The following is an 18383-nucleotide window of genomic DNA, read 5'->3' as shown; positions in this document are numbered from 1 at the left end:
AAGGTCTAACATTCCTGTTAAGTTAATATTAACAATTGCTATTCTGTGTAGCAATTACATTTTTTTTATATTTTTACTAGATGATGAGATGGTATATATTATTGTTATTTTTTATCATTTCGATCAATGCGAGTGCGCAAATGCCAGTTAATGACAATATAGCGAATGCCATTAATATTGCCAATCCTAATTCGTTCTGTACTGACGATGCATTCTACAACAACATTAATGCAACCGTTGTAAATGGCAGCGCCGCATCGTGGGGTGGTAACATTGGTAAAGATGTATGGTTTAAATTTACAGCAACCAAATTTGATGTAAATATTAACATAGGTGGGCGTACTAATGGAGCAAGTTTAAATACAATGCTTAATCCCCTTGTTGCGCTATACATTTTTGACCAAGCAACTAATTTTTTTACAGAGATTCCAGGCACTATGTTATCGTCTAACAATGTTACCTCTCTATATAAAGGAGCTTTAACTATTGGACAAATTTACTACATCAGGGTAAGTGCAGCAAACGACAACGAAGGCAGTTTTAAGCTTTGTGTAGATAATTATTTTCCTCCAATTGTTCCTGGGCAAGATTGTAGTACAGCTTCTGTGTTATACGATAAATTGAGCTTTACACAGACAAATGTAGGCGGAACAGGTTTAAACAATCACGAAACCGCGGGGACTTGTTTGGGTACTGAATCAAATTCGGTATGGTACAAATGGACTGTGTCTAAAAGCGGAACTCTTACTTTTTTGATTGAGCCAACGGTAATAACCAACGATATAGATTGGGTTTTATATGATTTAGGGCCAAATGGTGATTGCGGAAACATTACTGCTGCTAATGCCATTAGGTGTGCCTCTGGCAGTGGGGTAAATTGCAATCCAGCTTATCATGTTACGGGAATGAGTTTTGAAGAAACTGATTTGTCAGAAACTTCGGGTTGCCCAGTTGGTAAAACACAAAACGGATTAGTAAAATTTGTGGATATGGTTGTCGGAAATAATTATGCACTTATTATTGATAATTTTTCTGGCGGAAATAATGGATTTCATATTGATTTTGAAGGCACTGCCGAATTTGCTGGACCGAAATCGGTTATTAAAATGGATGTTATTGATGAGTGCAAACCAGAACAGAGTTATAATTTTACCAGTCTATCCACCAATTATAAATCACTAAAATGGACTTTTGGCGAAGGAGCAAGCATTGCAACATCAACTGACGAAGGTCCAATTAATGTAACATATAGTACTCAAGGAGAAAAGATTGTTGTGCTAGAAGCTTTTGCATTTGGTGGTGGTGAAGTAGTAAGTACCGAAAAATTTTATGTAGCAGTTAAGCCTAGTTTACCAAGCATTACTTACTCAACCATTAAACTTTGTCCTGGCAATAATGTTACTCTACAAACACCAAATGTTAAAGATGCAACCTATCATTGGACAGGACCAAATGGGTTTACCTCTAACCAACAAAACCCTGAACTTTTAATTACTGGACCAGAGAATTCAGGGGATTACCATTTGTTTATTAAAGTTGGTAATTGTGTGAGTGATGTAGCTACAGTAAATATTCCATCTATCGATTTAAAGCCCGAAGCTTTGTTTGATATTTTGGCAAATTTTAAATGCACCATTAATCAAAGTTTTACTTTCATCAACAATTCTAAAAACTATACCTCAGTTGATTGGAATTTTGGCGCAAATGCTAGCAGTACACTCTTACCTAACGGAAATAGGGAAGTCGTTTTTAGTACTTATGGTATCCATGAAATTACCTTAACCGTATATAGCGAGAGCGGTTGTGTTTCGACCTTGACAAAACAAATTGAAGTTCAACTTAAACCTGCATTACCAGTAATTACCAGTAATCAAAAAGCATTCTGTTTAGGTGATGTAATTCGATTATCCATTCCAGAAAGTGAGGGTTTACGTTACTTTTGGACTGGCCCTAATAATTTCACTGCAACCACATCATCCATAGAAATTCCAGTAGCAAATTTCAATTTAGCTGGCATATATCGAATTCATACTCAAATTGGAGAATGTGAAAGTGATATTGCAAGCATTACTATTCCTCCTATTGCTAAGGTTCCAGTGGCAGCTTTCGGTACAGATCCCTTATTTAACTCTAAATTTACTACGCCGTTACCTATCGTTTTCAAAAACAATTCAAAGGATGCAGATTCTTATTTTTGGAATTTTGGAGATGGAAATTCATCCAATGAAGCAAATCCAAAACACACGTATATTAAAAGTGGCAAATATAAAGTTAAACTGACTGCATATGCTGATGAAGGTTGTTCTAATTCTACAGAGGTTGGAGATTTAATAATTCTAGATGCAGCCTTGTTTGTACCCAATACATTTTCTCCAAATGGCGATGGGATAAATGACGAATTTGTGGTAACAGTCCTCAATCTCAAAAAATATCAACTTTTAATATACAATAGAAATGGAGAAAGTATTTTTCAAACCTATAATATCTATGAAAACTGGAAAGGAACACGTCAAAATCAAGACGTTCCAGTTGGGACATATTATTACATCATTCTTGGAAAAAACGTTTACAATCAAGATGTAAAATATACTGGCTCATTAACCTTAATTAGGTAAATTTTGTAGCTTTAAACAAAATATTATCCATTGAAAATTACATTAATAGCTGTTGGTAAAACCGAAGACAAATACTTGATTGAAGGGATTGAGAAGTATTTGAATAGATTAAAGCATTATATCAACTTTAGTATTTTAATTATTCCTGATTTAAAAAACACTAAAAATTTAACCGAAGCACAGCAAAAAAATAAGGAAGCAGAATTTATCTATAAATATCTAAATCCCACAGATGTGGTTGTATTATTAGATGAAAAAGGCAAAAAACATAGTTCGATTTCCTTTTCTGCTTACTTAAACAAACAAATGATTGGCAGTGTGCAAAACTTAGTTTTTATAATTGGCGGCCCATATGGTTTTGATGACAGTATATATAAACGTGCCAATACTAGCATTTCGCTTTCAGACATGACATTTTCTCACCAAATGGTGAGGTTATTTTTTGTAGAACAATTGTATAGAGCTTTTACAATTTTAAAGAACGAACCTTATCATCATGCTTAAATTACCACTAACCGTTTTAGCTTTATTTATTTGCATAAATAGTAAGGCTCAAAACCTAAATCCTGTTAATAGCATCGATTATTTTAACTTGGGAGTAGATAAGTATTCTCAGAAAGATTATGCGGGTGCTATTGATGCCTACAATAAATCTATTCAAATAGACTCTACCAATTGGCGTAGTTATTTTAACAGGGGTTTAACAAAAAAAGATCTTAACAATCATACAGGAGCAATAGCTGATTTCACTGCAGCGATAAAAATAGATTCTACGAATGAAATTCTCTATTTCGTTAGAGGTATGAGCAAATATGTTTTAAAAGATTTTAAAGGAGCTATTACGGACATCAATAAATCTATCAATATAAAAGATGGTTATCCTTCGGCTTATTTAGTAAGGGGCAATGCCAATAAAGATTTGAATAAATTTAAAGAAGCAATTGTTGATTACAATAAAGCTATTAAATTAGATCCGACTTTTGAAGAACCTTATTTTCAGAGAGGAGTTTTACGTGGTTATCAAAAAGACTTTATTGGAGCTATTGCCGATTTCTCTAAGGCACTGGAGATTAAACCCTCCAATCAAAACTCTTATATGAATAGAGGATTGGCAAGGATAAGTATTAATCAAAAAGAAGGTGCTTGTGCAGATTTTAAGAAAGCTGTAATTTTAGGCAACAAAGAAGCTAAACAAATGCTTGCTAAGTATTGCAAATAAGATTGCTTTATGGAAAAACATTCCATTTTTCATCATTAAAAAAAGGAGAAATTATTATGTTACCTAGTGATTATAAACGAAAATATAAGTTTAGAACTGATACTTCTAAAGAGCGTAAATACATGAACATTGCTATAATCGTTTCATTAATTATGGTGATTATATTATGGTATTTGATAAACTAAAAAAACCAGTTCTTTCAAACTGGTTTTTAATATAACTTATAAAAGCTACGCGATTAAACGCCTTTCTTGCTAGTCATGCTTGCCTTTTTAGCTGGCGCTGATGATTTAGCAGTTGGTGCTTTTGCATTAGATGGTTTTGCTTTTGGCGTTACTTTAGGTTTCGCATCAAGTTTATCATCCGCTTTTGCTCCTTCTACTTCTGCGCTTGGCGCTGACTCAGTAAATAAAGGCATATCTTTTAATGAGTGATACCAAGTTAAAATTTTCTTCATATCAGAAGTATAAACTTTTTCTTGGTCATGTCCTGGTGCAACTTCTAAAAAGAATTTTTTTAATGTTGGTCCATCAGCTTTAGCATCTGGCACTGAGGTTTTCGTTGCCGCAATAGTGGCTAAAACATCTGTCAATTTCAATTCTTCATCCTCACCATAAATGGTAATATCTTCTAAAGAAGCTAATTTTGTTGTAGAAATATTAGCCACAATTTTTAGTTTTTGTGCATCTAAACTTTCTAAAACGTAGCCTGCTTTATTTTGTCCAACAAGTTTAAATAAACCTGGTCTGCCAGATACGGCTACAATTCCTCTTAAATTCATATTCTTTTGAGATTCTAATCTTCTAAAACTTCTATCGATAAAATTTTATCGCCTTGTCTAATATCGTCAACAATATCTACATTTTCTACCACCTTACCAAAAACGGTATGTACACGGTCTAAATGAGCAGTATTTGCTCTACTATGGCAGATGAAAAATTGTGATCCTCCAGTGTTTCTTCCAGCGTGAGCCATAGATAATACACCACGATCGTGAAATTGGTTTTCGCCATCTAATTCACAATCAATTTTATAACCAGGGCCACCAGTACCAGCCATACCTGTTGCACCATCTTTTGAGTTAGGACAACCTCCTTGAACCACAAAATTAGGAATTACACGGTGAAATGCGATTCCATCATAAAAGCCTTCGCTGGCTAACTTTTTAAAATTTGCAACTGCTTTAGGAGCATCTTTTTCGTAGAACTCAACCGTCATGTCGCCTTTTTCAGTTTTTATTATTGCTTTGCTCATTGTATAATTTTTCGTTGGGAAGCAAATTTAGCAAAATGAAACGAAAGCCCTAACTAATACAGTATAAATCCTGTCAAGAAATTATAAATCTATATGAAATACTGCATTTTAACGTTTAATCAGCATAATAATTTCAGAATGGTCTTCAAAAAATATACATTCGTATAGCTTGTCCTATTATGATTCTGAAAAAATATATTTTCTTATTTATCATCCTTCTATTTTCTGTTGTTGCAAAAGCATCTTCTATATTGATTTATATGGATGAAAATCAGAAAAACCATTTAAAAGCTTATGGAATTGCCTATTGGAGCATAAAACAACAAGCAGAAGTAGATTGGCTGTTAAATTATAGAGGAGGTAGCTTTTTAGTGAAATATGTAAAAACTGTGGAGGACGAATGTAAAATAAGAGGTGTTTCTTATGAAATTTTAGCAGATGGAAAAGTGAATGCGATTTTAAATGAAATCAATAATCCTGATGTAAATATGGAAATGGTAAAATTGGAGAAAACTCCAAAAATTGCCGTTTACTCGCCAAAAAGCAAATTACCCTGGGACGATGCGGTAACATTGGTTTTGACTTACGCCGAAATTCCCTATGATATTATTTATGACGATGAGGTTTTAAAAGACAAATTAACAGGTTACGATTGGTTGCATTTACATCATGAAGATTTCACTGGTCAGTACGGACGGTTTTGGGCTTCATTTAGAAATGCAACCTGGTATCGGGAAGATGTAAAAAATCAAGAGGCTACTGCCAAAAGAAACGGCTTTAAAAAGGTTTCTGAAATGAAATTAGCAGTTGCAAAACGGATTAAGGAGTTTTGTGCTGGCGGCGGATTTCTTTTTGCTATGTGTTCAGGCACCGACAGTTTTGACATTGCGCTTGCAGCAGAAGGGGTTGATATTGCAGAAAGCATGTTTGATGGCGATGGTACTGATGCAAACGCTCAATCAAAACTTAATTATAATAATAGTGTAGCGTTTAAGGACTTTAAGATTGATATGAACCCTGAGCGATATGAATTCTCTGATATTGATGTTACGCAAACCCGTAATTTTATAGAAAGTAACGACTACTTCACTTTATTTGATTTCTCTGCAAAATGGGATTTAGTTCCAACTATGCTTACACAAGATCATGATAAAGTGATTAAAGGTTTTATGGGGCAAACGACAGCTTTTAGAAAGAGCTTAGTAAAACCTAGCATTACTGTTTTGGGAGAAAATAAAGGTGGTAATGAAGTACGTTATTTGCATGGCGAAATTGGTAAGGGACAATTTACTTTTTACGGAGGTCATGACCCGGAAGATTACCAACACCAAGTTAACGACCCACCTACTGATTTAAGTTTACATCCAAACTCTCCTGGTTATCGATTAATTCTGAATAATGTTTTATTTCCAGCGGCAAAGAAAAAACCCCAGAAGACTTAAACAGAAATTATAATTTGGTTCAAAAATTACTATTCTCTATACACTTTTCATAAGTTATAGCTATAATTAATTCTTAACTACAGAACGGCATTATAAACTAAAAATCAGTCAATTATAATTTAATCGATTTGATATCCAACTCTTTGGCATGTCTTTTGGAACTATCTGGTAGATACCAATACTTAAATTGAATTATTTACCTAAAAGAAAGAAGATGAAAAAATTAGTATTAAGTGGAGCAATTATTTTAATTTCAAGTGGAGTTTTTGCACAGAACAAAATGGCCGGAAACGATGCTAGAATTGGTATTAAAGCGGGTGTTAATTTATCACGAATTCATTACTCTGGCGACGATGTTAGCTCATTAAATGATTTCTCCAAAAATAATGTTGGATACAACTTTACCGTTTTTGGTGATTTTGGAGTTGGAAATAATTTCTTTATTCAACCAGGAATTTCCTTACAAAACAAAGGAACTAAATTAGAAGGCACATTTCCTTTGGGAGCGACGACCATTACTGGTACCTCAACTGTAAATTTGATGGCTATTGAAGTTCCCGTAAACGCCGTATTCCGTATCCCTACTGGGAATGCTGGAGCATTACAAATTAGTGCTGGACCATATGTTGGATTCAATATAGATGGCCAAAGTAAAGTTAAAGTTACTGATGGCCCTGGTTCTGAGCTAGGAACTCAAAAGAATGATCTGAAATTTGGCAATGAGACTAGCGATAATTTAACTAGTACAGATTTTGGCGCTAATTTTGGTTTAGCATATCGATTAAACAATGGGTTTTCTGTTGGTGCAAATTATGGCTTAGGTCTATCAAACTTAGTTCCTAAAGATAGTCGTGAAAACAATAATAATAAAGCGACAAACAGAATTATAGGTTTTGCGGTTGGTTATTCCTTCTAGTTAAAACTTTAAATTGAAAAAGGCTTCAGTTAATCTGAAGCCTTTTTGTTAATCATAGAAATTCCAGCTTACACCAAATTTCAATAATCGATCTGGCATTGGATAACGATTTACAGTATAAAAACCATTGCTAAATAATCCCTGATTTACATAATCGTATTTAAGGAATAGATTCGCTCTGCGCAAACCTGCTTTTACCCAAACATCCACAACTGGTTTAGACCCGAAAGTGATGTTATCTCCGTTATAAAATTGACTTGCGGCAGGAGAATATGAGGAAGCTACAAATGGAGTATTGTATCTAATATCGAAACCTATTTGTGTTTTCAATCTTTTGAAAAAGGTTTGCTCTTTATAAATACTGTTAAACGTATACACTTCCGGCGTTCTTAATGTGTTTTTGCTATCAGTTTTTTGATATACCACATACGCATCTAAATGATATGTTTTGTAAGTAAAACGCTTACCTAAACTCAATTTAAGCATGTTAATATCACCAGTTTCTTGAGTAGGTTCTATACCATTTGTTCCATTTTTAATAAAATAAAGATAATTGGAAACTAAATAATAAGCAGCGGAAGCATCTATATTAAACCGTTCATTTATATAATTAAAAGATAGGTTTGCAGTTTTAGTCCGATCAAAATTTTTAACCCAACTGTAATGGTTACTATTATATCTATTATAAATTTCTTCAGGAGATTTATTTTGCAAGTAAGCACCTAAAACAATGCGTCCAGCTGTTTTACTTAAAAGCAAGTTACTTTTAGCTTCGTATAAGAAATCGCCTGTGTTTTCCCCTTGAAAAATTTGTTGTACATCTAAGTTGAAATCCACTCTATTGCTAAAGCGATAGCCCAAATTACCTAATAAACTGATGTTTTGGAATGTATTTGGATATTTAAAAGAATTGGTTTTATCTCTCAGAATAATGTACTGGTTATAATCATAAAAATCATGTCGAATACCTACGTCAACTTTTAACTCATTTTTAATAAATGAACTTCCTTTTGCTCTTAAATAAAAGCTATAAATAAACTCATTTTGAATATGTTTTACGCTTGTGGAATCATTCGTGAAAACAGAATCTACACCTTTAGGTAAAACTTTATAAGCATCAATTTCATCCTTTTTAAAAGAATAAGAATTATTGGTATAGGTTAATGTATAAGTTATTTTATTTGTTGGTAAAATATTTTGTGTAGTGCTTTTACCTGTACTATCTATACGACCAACAAAATAACTTTGCTTTAACATAAAAGAATTTTTACGCCAAAGCTGTTTTGCAGAATTTAAGCGAACTGATTCTGCTTGTTTATCAACCAATGTTGTACTATTTTCTGTAAAAATGTTTTCTTTTACAATTGACCCGTTTTCTTGTGCTTTTAATGTATTAAATACGCCATCTAGCCATAAATTATAACGTTTATTGGGAGATTGATACCAGGTAAAGATTGCTGCATTTAAATCATCACCACGCTGATGAGTATAAAAACCGTTTGCCCCAATTCTATTAAAATTAGCTCCAAAATTCCAGTTTCTTTTGATGTTTTGTGAGTGTGTAAGCTTTAAAACTTGCTCTTTATCAGATCCATTTACATAATATAAACTGGTAAAAGGTGTGCGAGCTTGGTAAAATTTAACGTCTTCGTGATTTAAAATATAAAAATCTAAAGCATGAAAACCTGCATCAAATCCAATTGTTTTTAAGGGCTCAAACAATAAAGATCTTGCAGCCAAACCCATAACTCCAGTACCAACTGTTGGGTGACGAGGTTGAGCCAACACACTAAAGTTTTGTATGCCTGTTAAACCAGTATCTATTGGCAAAGTTTGGATGCTATCTTTAGTGAGTTTATGGGTGGTATACCTAATATATTTAGAACTAAACACTACCGAATCGGTACCACCTTCTTCTTTTTTTCGTAAAGAATCCAATTCTTTATTTTTGGTTACACTAGTTTTCAAATCCTGTGCAAATACATTTGTACAACATAAAATGAAGCAACAAAAAAGAATGGATATGCTAATTTTTCGCATTATAAATTAGAGATAAGCTGACTAAGAATACGCGTCATTTTTGGTTCTGCTTGCGCCGCAGTTTCTAAAATCTCCTCCAAACTAAAAGGCAACAACTCTTCTGGAAATCCTTCATCAGTTAAAACAGAAATTGCAAAAACTGGTAGGCCCATGTGGTTTGCTACAATTACTTCGGGCACTGTACTCATCCCTACAGCATCGCCTCCAATTATTCTTAAATACTTGTATTCTGCTTTAGTTTCTAAATTTGGACCAGTTACTGCAATGTACACTCCTTGATGGCAAGTAATTTTTTCTGCTTCCGCGATTTTTAGTCCTTGTGCAATTAATTGACGATTATATGGCTGGCTCATATCTGGAAAACGTGGACCTAAATCAGAATCATTAATCCCGCGAAGCGGGCTTTCTGGTTGCAAATTAATATGATCATTAATAATCATCAAATCGCCTTTTTTAAAGTCTTTGTTTAACGAACCTGCCGCATTTGAAACAAACAAGTGCAGAATACCCAATGCTTTTAACACCCGAATTGGAAAAGTGATTTGTTGCATCGAATAACCTTCGTAATAATGCAATCTGCCTTGCATGGCTACTACTTTTTTTCCCTTTAGGGTTCCGAAAATTAATTTCCCAGAGTGAAATTCTAACGTAGAAATTGGAAAATTAGGAATACTAGAGTACATTATGCTGTGAACAACCTCAATATCTTTCACCAAACCGCCAAGGCCTGTTCCTAAAACAATTCCTATTTCGGGTTCAAATTCCCCTATTTTATTTTTTAGGTATTCAACTGATTCTTTTAGTACTTGCAACATAATCTAGTATATTTTTATCAAAGGTAAATTTATCTTTTGGGGCCAATTCTATTTCAATTGGCAGGTAGTATATTGGCAAATTTAACAGTAAATCTGTTAAATTATCACCTAATAAACGTTGGCTATCCTTTTCTGTTGTAATTATAATTTTTTCTTTAGCAGGATGTTCATTAAACGCCTTTATGAGATCATTAATATCTTGTTGGCTAAAATCATGGTGATCTGGGTATTCAAATGAATGAATATGCTCCGAAAATTGATTTAAATACACTAATAATGGTTTTGGATTTGCAATTCCCGTCAGTAAAAAAATCTCAAAAGAAGTAATATCATGTTTAATTTCCTTTGTAAATAAATGTGTCAATTCTCCATACTTAATGGATGAAAATGAAATTCGTTGATTTAGGTTAGTATCAATTTTTCTTCTCACCTCAACTTGATCAACCATATTTACAGGATTTGGACTTTTAGTAATTAGCACCGCATTTGCTCTATTGTAATTACGTAAAGGCTCTCTTAAATTCCCCATTGGGAGAAGAAATTGCATTTTCATTAATTTATCAAACTCAAAAAGCAAAATGTTAAACCCAGCTTTTACCGCTCTATGTTGATATGCATCATCCAATAAAATCACATGGTGAGTATCTTTCAATAAATTAATTCCCTTCACTCTATCCTCGCAAACTGCCACTGTAATAGTTGGAAATTTTTGAAAGTATTGCATCGGTTCATCGCCTATGGTTTTTGCTGTAGAATTTTTGTCCGCCAGAAAAAACCCTTTTGTTTCCCGTCCATATCCCCTACTTAAGATTGCAATTTTATAATCTGTCAATAGCCTAACTATATATTCTGTTGTAGGAGTTTTACCAGAGCCACCCACTACTAAATTGCCTATACAAATAACTGGCAAATCGAACTTGGTAGATTTGAAAATTCCCCAATCGTATAGTTTATTCCTTAACAGGATCACAAAACCATATAGTATAGCAAATGGAAAAAGTAAAAGGCGTAAGTAGTTTATCATGTTCGATTTCAAAAATAGGGATAATTTAAAAAACAACAGCAACACTTTATTTTTATGCAAAATCGGTCTATTTACGGTTAATATTTTTGACATGCAACACACATAGGCTTTAGCCAAAAAACCTATCTTTGTGCAAACAAGAATTTAATTTATGCTTAAAGGATTTTTTAACGTACCAGCACCTGTTAACGAGACCATTTTGGGTTATGCACCAGGAAGCAAAGAACGCGAATTATTAAAAGAAGCATTGGCTGATAGTCGCTCAAAAGTGATTGAAATTCCAATGTATATTGGCGGAGAAGAAGTTTTTACCGAAGAAAAAGGAAAAATTACTCCTCCTCACGATCATCAACATGTTTTAGCTAATTATAGCAAGGGGAACAAAAACCATGTAACTATGGCAATTGATGCTGCTTTAGCTGCAAAAGCGGATTGGGAAAACTTAGCTTGGGAACATAGAGCTGCCATATTCTTAAAAGCGGCAGATTTAATTGCTGGTCCTTACCGTTATAAATTAAATGCTGCAACGATGTTGGGGCAAAGCAAAAATGCATACCAGGCAGAAATTGATTCAGCTTGTGAATTGATTGATTTCTTACGTTTCAACGTGAGTTATATGTCTGAAATTTACAAACAACAACCCCCAGTTTCTCCTCGTGGTAGCTGGAATAGATTAGAGCAACGTCCGTTAGAAGGATTTGTATTTGCTTTAACTCCATTTAACTTTACTGCAATTGCAGGAAATTTACCTACTTCGGTAGCAATGATGGGTAATGTTGTGGTTTGGAAACCAGCAAATACACAAATTTTTGCAGCTAATGTGTTAATGCAAATTTTCCGCGAAGCGGGATTACCTGATGGCGTTATTAATTTAGTCTATGTTTCTGGTCCTGATGCTGGAGATGTAATTTTCTCTCACCCAGATTTTGCTGGAATTCACTTTACAGGTTCTACAGGAGTATTTCAAGATATTTGGAAAACGATTGGAAACAACATTCATAAATTTAAAACCTATCCAAGAATTGTTGGTGAAACAGGTGGTAAAGATTTTATCTTAATTCACGGTTCTGCAGATGCGTAAGTTTCTAGCACAGCAATTATTCGTGGTGCTTTCGAATATCAAGGACAAAAATGCTCTGCTGCAAGTAGAGTTTACATTGCTAAAAGTGTTTGGCCAGAAGTTAAGAAATTTATGCTTCGCGATTTGGCTACTTTCAAAATGGGCGGAACAGAAGATTTCAGCAATTTCATTAATGCGGTTATCGATGAGAAATCATTTAACAGTTTAGCTAAATATATTGATGCGGCTAAAAAAGATAAAGGTGTAGAAATTATTGCTGGCGGAAATTACGATAACAGCAAAGGTTATTTCATTGAACCAACTGTTTTAGTGGTTGATGATCCTAAATATACAACCATGTGCGAAGAGTTATTCGGTCCAGTTTTAACCGTATTTGTATATGATGATAAAGACTTTGATAAAACATTAGACATTATCGATAGCACTTCTATTTATGCCTTAACTGGCGCAGTAATTGGTCAAGATAGATATGCATTAGAAAAAGCTACTCACCGTTTACGTAATGCTGCTGGTAATTTTTACATTAATGATAAGTGTACTGGCGCTGTAGTTGGCCAACAACCATTTGGTGGTGCAAGAGGAAGCGGTACAAATGATAAAGCTGGCTCTATGATTAATTTATTGCGTTGGGTTTCTCCAAGAACAATTAAAGAAACATTTGATCCACCTAAAGATTATCGTTACCCTTTTTTAGCTGAGTAATTAATTTTATAATAGAAAAACCCGCAACATTAACTGTTGCGGGTTTTTTATGCATTATGATTTTTGAAACAAAAAATCCCAAACCTAAGCTTGGGATTTTCCATTTCACTCATTTACTTAAAGACCTACTTTAAAAGCTGGTGAAACATCATCAAGACTATGACTGCTTACTTTTAAATCTTTAATTTTTCCTGTTTTTAAGCTATAAACCCATGCATGAATGGAAAGTTCTTGACCGTTAGCCCAAGCATTTTGTACGATTGAAGTATTCATTACATTAGCTGCACCTTCAATGGCATTTAATTCTACCATTCTGTTAGATCTTTGTTCTGGATCTTTTATGGTAGACATTTCTCTCTCATGCATGCGATACACATCTCTAATATTTCTTAACCAATTATCGATGATACCAACTTGTTTGTTCCCTAGAGCAGCATTTACACCACCGCAACCATAATGGCCGCAAACAATTACATGTTTTACTTTTAACACATTAACCGAATAATCAAGTACACTTAACATATTCATGTCGGTATGTACTACCACATTGGCTATGTTTCTGTGTACAAATATATCACCAGGCAAAGTATTCGTAATTTGATTTGCAGGGACCCTACTATCAGAACATCCTATCCATAAAACTGGTGGATTTTGTCCAGCAGATAATTTATCGAAATAAGTTGGGTCTGTCTTAATCATATCTTCAACCCAATCTGAATTGCCTTGCAAAAGGCTATTGTATGTTATATCTTTTGTTTCTATTGTTTTTGCGCACATAATTTTAATAATTAATTTTTTCTACAATCTTCGTATTCAACTTTGGCACAACATAATGGCTTTTAATATGCTCCAAAGTTACAATAATGCCTTTAGTATATGCATTATGCTTGTAATTAAAAATAGTTTCTAATACATCTGGGTCTATATACCTAGCGTTAGAACCATCTATAATTACATTTGTTTCTTTTGGTATTCCTGTTAATAATACCTGAATTGCCGCTTTATTTAAAAATGATACCTCTTCTGCAAGCTTAATTCTAATGTTCTTTTTATTGCCTTCTTCTTGAACTTTATAAAAGAAAGGATTACGCATATTCGTACGTAATAAATAGAAGATAGAAAATGCCATACCAATTGCAACCCCTTTTAATAAATCGGTTAAAACCACTGCTAGCACAGTAACTAAAAACGGAATAAATTGGTCCCAACCTTTTTGATACATATCCTTAAATAAAGAGATTTTCGTTAGCTTGTAACCTGTAAACAATAAAATAGCAGCTAAACAAGCTAAAGGAATCATGTTAATGATGCCAGGAATTAGGATAAGTGATAAAAGCAATAACAATCCATGAAATACAGCCGACATTTTTGTTCTTGCCCCAGCATTTACGTTTGCAGAACTCCTTACAATTACAGATGTCATTGGTAAACCACCAAGCATACCACTCGTGATATTACCAAGACCTTGAGCTATAAGTTCACGGTTAGTTGGCGTTACACGTTTAATTGGATCCATTTTATCTACCGCCTCTATCCCTAGTAAGGTTTCTAAACTTGCTACAACCGCAATTGTGGCAGCAACAATCCAAACATCCCATCGGCCAATTGCCGCAAAATCTGGGGTAGTAAATAAGCCCTTAAATTCTTCCCAACCACTAAACATTGGAATATTTACCATGTGTTCTTGAGTAAGAGCATAGTTAGTGTTTTTAGATACAATAGCTAAAGTAATTCCCAAGGCAACCACAACGAAGGGTGCTGGTACTACATTTAACTTTTTGATTTTTGGCCAATAAACGAGTATAAGTATTGATACTACACTTATTACAGTTGCAGTTACGCTTATTGCATTTAAGGCGTTTCCGATAGCCGACATTGCATTCTCTGCACCTTTTTGGCTAATGCTTTCATCTAGAAAATAATCCTTGTCATATCCAACAGCATGAGAAAGCTGCTTACGAATAAGCAATAAACCAATTCCGGCTAGCATTCCCGTAATAACACTTGAAGGAAAATAATTTCCAATGGTGCCGGCCTTAATAAGACCGAGCACCAATTGAAAAACTCCTGCCAAAACCAACGCAAGCAGAAATGTCTGATAGTTACCTAAACTAGCAATTGCACCTAAAACAATAGCAGTTAACCCTGCAGCAGGGCCACTAACACTTAATTGAGATCCACTTAACAAACCAACAACTACACCACCTACAATACCAGCAATTAAACCAGCAAATAATGGCGCACCGGAGGCTAAAGCAATACCTAAACACAGAGGCAGTGCTACTAAAAAGACAACCACACTCGATGGCAAGTCTTTCTTTAAATTCTTTTTTAAGATATATTTTTTTACTTCGAACCTAGAGAAGGTCGAATTTCTATTTTCCATAAAAACCTATTAAATTTTAATAATTTTAATACATACCATCGCCATGCGAAAAAATATTTTGCATGTAAAACCGATGAAAATAAAAATTATGAAAAGTTAGGAGGCGGTGTTGGAACCGAAGGGTGATAAGGATCTACGTAGCGCCGAGAATGTTCAATAAAACTATTGCTAACACCATAGTCTATTAAAACTGGCACGTAAGTTAAATCGTAACGTTGAAACATTAACTTGTGATCTGCGAATTTAACATTTGCTTTACCAGCATCATCGCCATGATTTTCTGCTTCCAGCTGCATAATCACAGCATTCATAAAGTATTTATCAAAATGAGCGAAAAATACAGGTGCTCCAGAAATTACCATCTTCGCAGTAAAGATGCCCATAAAGGCTAGCACAATAAGTACACGGTATTTTCTTAAAAACATAAATCAGTTAATTTTCCAGATTTCTCCAAAAATAGCTCCAAAACATGCAAATCATCAAATAAAATAGTAATTAAAATGTAATTTAATACTAGGTTTTTATACTGGAAGAAATAGTAACCATGCTTAAAAGTTTTAAATCTGTGCAGAAAAACAGTGGATTAACCGTAATTTAACCGCCTTAAAACAACGTTGATTTTCATGAGAAAAACTCTACTCTCTTTACTCCTCTTTTGTCCGTTTTTAACGTTAGCACAAAGCAATAATGCACCATCATCTTATGATTTGCACGACATAAAAATAACTGGTTATCTACAAACACAGTATCAAAAAGCACAATCTGGCGGAATTACATCTTTTTCTGGTGGAGATTTTTCTGCCAACAGCGATAGCCGTTTTATGATACGTAGAGGTAGGTTAAAAATCGATAGAGTTGATAAATTCTCCAACATTGTTTTTCAAATAGATGCAACACAAAACGGTGTAAATTTAATGGATGCCTTTATTCAATTGCACACTCCAGAAATACCAGAATTAATCCTAACTGCCGGCTTATTCAATCGCCCTTTTGGATATTCTATTGTGTACTCATCTGGCTACAGAGATTTTCCAGAACGTGCAAGAGTGTTTCAAACGCTAATGCCAAGAGAAAGAGATTTAGGTGCAATGCTTACGTTTAATTCTAAAAAAATACTCAAGTTTTTAACGGCAGATATTGCGCTTGTAAACGGTAGCGGACTTTCGGCTAAAGATTACGATTCTAGAAAAGATATTGTAGCTAGTTTAAATTTCAAGTTCGATAGTTTAGCAAATAGAAAACTACACATAGGTTTTGGAGCATCAGTTTACAAAGGAACAGTCCGCAGCAATACCGATACCTATTTTACTAACAATGGCAATGGTTTTGTAGCTAATGTGAAAACAGAAAACATAAATAAAAATTTAAACCGCGATTATTACGGCGCTAATTTACAACTGCAATACGATAACACTTTTGGCACCACAACTTTCAAAACAGAATATGTACAAGGTACACAACCTGGTGTTGCTAATTCAACCAGCCTAGCAGGTCCTTATGCAAGTCAAAGTTTTGCAACACAACCTTTAACTAATTTATATCTCCGTCATTTCAATGGATATTATTTCTGGCTTACTCAGCAAATCGCGAAAAGCAGATTCACCGCTTTGTTAGCCTATGATGTGTATGACCCTAATACAAAAATTAAAGAAAACGCCATCGGCTTTGCAGGCAACAACACCACTGGTGGCGACATTAAATACAGCACGTTTGGTTACGGAATTACCTGTGCTATAAATGCCAGATTAAAATTTACAGTGTACAATGAGCGTGTAGTTAATAATAGCACTACATTAACAGCATACCAAACAGATTTAAAAGACGATGTATTTACAACGCGTTTGCAATATCGTTGGTAATGTTTATTTTTAAAAATTGATACTTTGAGATGAAAAACAAAATTGAAATCCTTCAAGATAAAATAAAAACTGCACACCTAGGTGGCGGACAAACTCGTATAGATAGTCAACACAAAAAGGGAAAATTAACTGCACGTGAACGTATTCATTTTTTACTAGATGAAGGTTCATTCGAAGAAATTGGAATGCTAGTTACACACCGTAGCACCGATTTTGGAATGGAACAAGAAAAATATTTTGGTGATGGAGTAATTACAGGCTATGGAACTATCAACGGTCGGCTAACCTATGTTTTCTCTCAAGATTTTACCGTTTTTGGCGGTTCACTCTCAGAAACTCACGCAGAGAAAATTTGTAAAGTAATGGAAATGGCTATGAAAAACGGCGCTCCAATTATAGGTTTAAACGATAGTGGTGGTGCCCGAATTCAAGAAGGTGTAGTTTCTTTAGGTGGTTATGCCGATATCTTTTACCGCAACGTACAAGCCTCAGGTGTTATCCCTCAATTATCTGCAATTATGGGGCCTTGTGCAGGTGGTGCAGTATATTCACCCGCTATAACCGATTTTATTTTAATGGTCGAAAACACTTCCTATATGTTTGTAACTGGGCCAAACGTGGTAAAAACCGTTACGCATGAAGAAGTAAGTTCTGAAGAATTGGGTGGCGCAACAACACACGCTACAAAATCTGGAGTAACGCATTTTGCATGTGCTAATGAGCTCGATGCCATCAGTCATGTTAAAAAGCTATTAAGTTATGTTCCTCAAAATTGCGAAGAACTTCCACCAAGTTTACCCTATGAAATTGCTGATGAAAATCGCCCTGCACTAAATGAAGTATTGCCTCAAAATATTTCACAACCGTATGATGTTCGCGAAATCATTTCGGCAGTTGCCGATATCGATAGCTTTTTAGAAGTACATAAAGATTACGCCGAAAACATGGTGGTAGGTTTTGCTCGCTTAGCAGGCAGAAGTTTAGGTATTGTAGCAAATCAGCCCGCCTATTTAGCAGGCGTTTTAGATAA

General features: G+C 34.4%; 15 protein-coding genes and 1 pseudogene. 8 read left to right on the top strand and 8 right to left on the bottom strand.

Annotated elements, in window-relative coordinates; genetic code table 11:
* Window positions 1-80 precede the first annotated feature (80 nt).
* Genes WC622_RS06580 through WC622_RS06570 form a run of 3 tightly spaced genes read left to right on the top strand, consistent with a single transcriptional unit; the run spans window position 81 to window position 3834 of the window.
* Window positions 81-2615, top strand: a complete 2535-nt coding sequence (locus tag WC622_RS06580; RefSeq protein ID WP_372818444.1) for a PKD domain-containing protein — start codon at window positions 81-83, stop codon at window positions 2613-2615.
* A gap of 30 nt (window positions 2616-2645) precedes the next feature.
* Window positions 2646-3119, top strand: a complete 474-nt coding sequence (rlmH, locus tag WC622_RS06575) for a 23S rRNA (pseudouridine(1915)-N(3))-methyltransferase RlmH (RefSeq protein ID WP_372818443.1) — start codon at window positions 2646-2648, stop codon at window positions 3117-3119.
* On the top strand, window positions 3112-3834 hold the full coding sequence (locus WC622_RS06570) for a tetratricopeptide repeat protein (protein ID WP_372818442.1): 723 nt from the start codon (window positions 3112-3114) through the stop codon (window positions 3832-3834). The genes rlmH and WC622_RS06570 overlap by 8 nt, the downstream gene beginning before the upstream one ends.
* A 238-nt stretch (window positions 3835-4072) precedes the next feature.
* Here WC622_RS06570 and WC622_RS06565 read toward each other — a convergent pair whose 3' ends face one another.
* Together WC622_RS06565 and WC622_RS06560 are read right to left on the bottom strand one after the other, a co-directional pair.
* Window positions 4073-4615, bottom strand: coding sequence for a DUF5606 domain-containing protein (locus WC622_RS06565; protein ID WP_372818440.1), 543 nt, complete (start codon window positions 4613-4615; stop codon window positions 4073-4075).
* Window positions 4616-4629: 14 nt separating this feature from the next.
* A complete protein-coding gene (locus WC622_RS06560) occupies window positions 4630-5088 on the bottom strand; it encodes a peptidylprolyl isomerase (RefSeq protein WP_372818438.1) in 459 nt (152 codons plus the stop codon).
* A 179-nt stretch (window positions 5089-5267) separates the two neighbouring features.
* Here WC622_RS06560 and WC622_RS06555 point away from each other — a divergent pair, with 179 nt between their 5' ends.
* Together WC622_RS06555 and WC622_RS06550 are read left to right on the top strand one after the other, a co-directional pair.
* Window positions 5268-6530 carry an asparagine synthetase B gene (locus tag WC622_RS06555; protein ID WP_372818436.1) on the top strand — a complete coding sequence of 421 codons (1263 nt, stop codon included), beginning with the start codon at window positions 5268-5270 and terminating at the stop codon, window positions 6528-6530.
* A 214-nt stretch (window positions 6531-6744) separates the two neighbouring features.
* Window positions 6745-7446: a porin family protein gene (locus WC622_RS06550; RefSeq protein WP_372818434.1), complete on the top strand. Its 702-nt coding sequence runs from the start codon at window positions 6745-6747 to the stop codon at window positions 7444-7446.
* Between the two features lie 48 nt (window positions 7447-7494).
* Here WC622_RS06550 and WC622_RS06545 read toward each other — a convergent pair whose 3' ends face one another.
* The 3 genes from WC622_RS06545 to lpxK form a co-directional block, all read right to left on the bottom strand.
* Window positions 7495-9414, bottom strand: coding sequence for a putative porin (locus tag WC622_RS06545; RefSeq protein WP_372818433.1), 1920 nt, complete (start codon window positions 9412-9414; stop codon window positions 7495-7497).
* Between the two features lie 71 nt (window positions 9415-9485).
* Complete coding sequence (locus tag WC622_RS06540) at window positions 9486-10301, bottom strand: purine-nucleoside phosphorylase (RefSeq protein WP_372818431.1); 816 nt, start codon at window positions 10299-10301, stop codon at window positions 9486-9488.
* Window positions 10273-11325, bottom strand: coding sequence for a tetraacyldisaccharide 4'-kinase (lpxK, locus tag WC622_RS06535; protein WP_372818429.1), 1053 nt, complete (start codon window positions 11323-11325; stop codon window positions 10273-10275). The genes WC622_RS06540 and lpxK overlap by 29 nt, the downstream gene beginning before the upstream one ends.
* Window positions 11326-11476: 151 nt before the next feature.
* On the opposite strand from lpxK, the pseudogene pruA reads away from it, so the two are divergent.
* Window positions 11477-13108, top strand: a pseudogene (gene pruA, locus WC622_RS06530) (L-glutamate gamma-semialdehyde dehydrogenase).
* A 117-nt stretch (window positions 13109-13225) separates the two neighbouring features.
* Here pruA and WC622_RS06525 read toward each other — a convergent pair.
* From WC622_RS06525 to WC622_RS06515, 3 genes are all read right to left on the bottom strand, one after another.
* Window positions 13226-13885, bottom strand: a complete 660-nt coding sequence (locus WC622_RS06525; RefSeq protein WP_372818427.1) for a carbonic anhydrase — start codon at window positions 13883-13885, stop codon at window positions 13226-13228.
* A 4-nt stretch (window positions 13886-13889) separates the two neighbouring features.
* Window positions 13890-15494 carry a SulP family inorganic anion transporter gene (locus WC622_RS06520; protein WP_372818425.1) on the bottom strand — a complete coding sequence of 535 codons (1605 nt, stop codon included), beginning with the start codon at window positions 15492-15494 and terminating at the stop codon, window positions 13890-13892.
* Window positions 15495-15580: 86 nt separating this feature from the next.
* On the bottom strand, window positions 15581-15919 hold the full coding sequence (locus WC622_RS06515) for a hypothetical protein (RefSeq protein ID WP_372818423.1): 339 nt from the start codon (window positions 15917-15919) through the stop codon (window positions 15581-15583).
* A 198-nt stretch (window positions 15920-16117) separates the two neighbouring features.
* On the opposite strand from WC622_RS06515, the gene WC622_RS06510 reads away from it, so the two are divergent.
* Window positions 16118-17353 carry a porin gene (locus tag WC622_RS06510; RefSeq protein ID WP_372818421.1) on the top strand — a complete coding sequence of 412 codons (1236 nt, stop codon included), beginning with the start codon at window positions 16118-16120 and terminating at the stop codon, window positions 17351-17353.
* 29 nt (window positions 17354-17382) lie between these two features.
* The coding region (locus WC622_RS06505) for an acyl-CoA carboxylase subunit beta (protein WP_372818419.1) at window positions 17383-18383 on the top strand (1001 nt) is incomplete at its 3' end.

The organism is Pedobacter sp. (assembly GCF_041662865.1).
Lineage (GTDB): Bacteria > Bacteroidota > Bacteroidia > Sphingobacteriales > Sphingobacteriaceae > Pedobacter.
The sequence above is the reverse complement of the archived record's forward strand: the minus strand, read 5'-3'. Positions and strand labels throughout refer to the sequence as shown.